General features: G+C 39.0%; 4 protein-coding genes. 3 read left to right on the forward strand and 1 reads right to left on the reverse strand.

The annotated features are described in order from the left end of the window. Nucleotides 1-149 precede the first annotated feature (149 nt). The 3 genes from AC075L_RS06255 (at nucleotide 150) to AC075L_RS06265 (ending at nucleotide 1,678) form a co-directional block, all read left to right on the forward strand. The gene (locus AC075L_RS06255) at nucleotides 150-701 is read left to right on the forward strand and encodes an NUDIX hydrolase (RefSeq protein WP_476387371.1); all 552 of its coding nucleotides are present in this window, start codon (nucleotides 150-152) and stop codon (nucleotides 699-701) included. 323 nt (nucleotides 702-1,024) lie between these two features. Next, nucleotides 1,025-1,240, forward strand: coding sequence for a hypothetical protein (locus AC075L_RS06260; RefSeq protein ID WP_055053638.1), 216 nt, complete (start codon nucleotides 1,025-1,027; stop codon nucleotides 1,238-1,240). A 21-nt stretch (nucleotides 1,241-1,261) separates the two neighbouring features. Then, nucleotides 1,262-1,678, forward strand: a complete 417-nt coding sequence (locus AC075L_RS06265; RefSeq protein ID WP_055053639.1) for a hypothetical protein — start codon at nucleotides 1,262-1,264, stop codon at nucleotides 1,676-1,678. A gap of 50 nt (nucleotides 1,679-1,728) precedes the next feature. On the opposite strand, the gene AC075L_RS06270 is transcribed toward AC075L_RS06265, so the two are convergent. Next, on the reverse strand, nucleotides 1,729-2,244 hold the full coding sequence (locus AC075L_RS06270; protein ID WP_055053640.1) for a helix-turn-helix domain-containing protein: 516 nt from the start codon (nucleotides 2,242-2,244) through the stop codon (nucleotides 1,729-1,731). Nucleotides 2,245-2,287 lie beyond the last annotated feature (43 nt).

Here is a 2,287-nt window from a genome sequence, read left to right on the forward strand (position 1 = left end):
TCCATGTTTGCACTGGGTTATCCGGCAGAAACAAGACCTCAGCAGGATCGGTTTTATCCAGACAGAATTCACTTTATCGAAAAATAAAATAAAGAACTGACAGGGACAAGACTGTTTGAATTTTTTATAAATTAAAGAAGGAAAAATAGATGGAATTATTTGACGTTATAGACAGCAAAGGTAATCCGGCTGGACAGATTGTATCAAGGGAAAAAGCCCATGCAGAAGGAATCCCCCATAGAACAGCCCACATATGGATTATTCGGAAAAAGGAAGGCAGAGTGCAGATTCTTTTACAGAAACGCTCACAAAACAAGGATTCTTTTCCGGGAAAATTTGATACTTCCTCGGCAGGACACATCCAGGCAGGAGACGAACCACTGGAATCTGCACTTCGGGAACTGAAAGAAGAACTGGGAATCAGCGCAACACCGGAACAGCTACACTTTGCCGGAACCTTCCCCATATCCTTCGCAAAGGAATTCCATGGAAAAATGTTTCGGGATGAAGAAATTGCTTTTGTCTACATCTATCGGGAGCCTGTGAATATAGCGGAACTTGTTCTTCAGACAGAAGAAGTAGAGGAAGTTCAGTGGTTTGATCTGGAAGAAGTATATGAACAGTGTGGAAAACATAGGGAGATATTCTGTGTGCCCGCACTGGGCCTGGGAGTGGTGCGGGAGATATCTGAAAAGCATTGAAAAGAATTAGGCTGAAAGAAAACGCCCTGGAGCACAAAAAAGAGAATTCTTGAAATTCGAGAAATATAAAGGTTCAATTCTTCATAATGGATATTTATTGTGAAAAAATAATCTGCTATACTGACAATATCAACAGCAAAGCAGAATAGCGAGGTGATCGGATGGAAGCAGTACAGAGAATTCGATTGATCCGAATCATAGAAAAAATGGAGAAAAATCCGGAATTCTGTAATAAGTTTGGAATAAAGAATACATCTGAATATATAGCAGAAAAAGAATCAAAAAAAGGCATATATTAGAATGAGTTTCAGGAGGGGTAAAAAATGTTATCATTATTGTTTACAATTTGTATGATCTGGTTTGTAGGAAAATTATTTGCTTTTGGGTTAAAAGCATCCTGGGGAATTATGAAATTACTTTGCACAGTAATCTTCTTCCCGGTGATATTGATAGGTATGGTTTTGGGTGGACTGATGTATATTGCTTTTCCATTGTTAATTGTCGGTGGCATTGTAGCATTGGCAACATCACGTTCATAATGGATCAGAAGGAGAAAACGAATGGGATATGATATTGAGAAAGAAAAGAGAGAAGCTATTGAAGCTGGCCGAAGAGCACTGAATAGTCTTCGTACAGCAAAAGAAAATTTAAACAGTGCAAAGAACTGGGGTCTGGTAGATATGTTTGGCGGTGGCTTTTTCACCACGTTGTTAAAACATTCCAAAATGGATCAGGCGAAACGAAATATGGAACAGGCAAAGTACGATCTTCGTAGTTTCAGCAGAGAATTAAACGATGTAAATATGGCATGTAACCTGAATATCAATACTGGAGATTTTCTTTCTTTTGCGGATTATTTTTTTGATGGATTTGTTGTGGACTGGGTGGTCCAAGACCGGATCAATAATGCAAAAAGACAGGTAGAAGAAGCAATTCGAAGGACCGAAAGTATAGTCAATCAATTGCAACGTATGTAAGGTAAAGGCAATGAATCCAAAATAGACCATTGCCTTTCGTGCAGTGTGGATTATTTTAATTTTGTTTTTTCGGCATTTAAAAGTTCAAGATTGAGCCCCTGCTCCCCGGCTGTCTTATCTACCCAAAGATTCAAAGAGTCTATGGCTAAAGAAATCTCATCAAGTTTTTTACTGATATAAGCAAAATCTTTCATTTCATCATCGCTGATCTTGCCGTCACGTGCAATTTGAATCAGACGGCCGGTAAGAGGATTGATTTCATTTAAGCTGGCAATTGTCTCCAAAATGATATTTGACAAATTAGTCACTTCTACTTCTGGAACATAACGCTGGCCTATTTCGCATTTGTGAGAGCAGTAATAATTGCAAAGATCTGGTCTTTTATAGGCATCTGCCATCTGGAGGATATCATAAGGCGTAGGTTCTTGGGTTTCATATTCAAATTTTTCAATTTTTGAAGCAGAGACAGCATCCATTTTTTCGCTGGCCTCTGCTCTTGTAAGTCCTGCCGCTTCTCGGCAAAGCTGGTAAATAGTTTTGTTTTCTCTGGTGGATTGTTTACCCATGAGAATTCCTCCCTCGTATATCGCTAGGCATGAGGATTACCTG

This window comes from Blautia sp. ZXY-1-B12 (assembly GCF_056339915.1).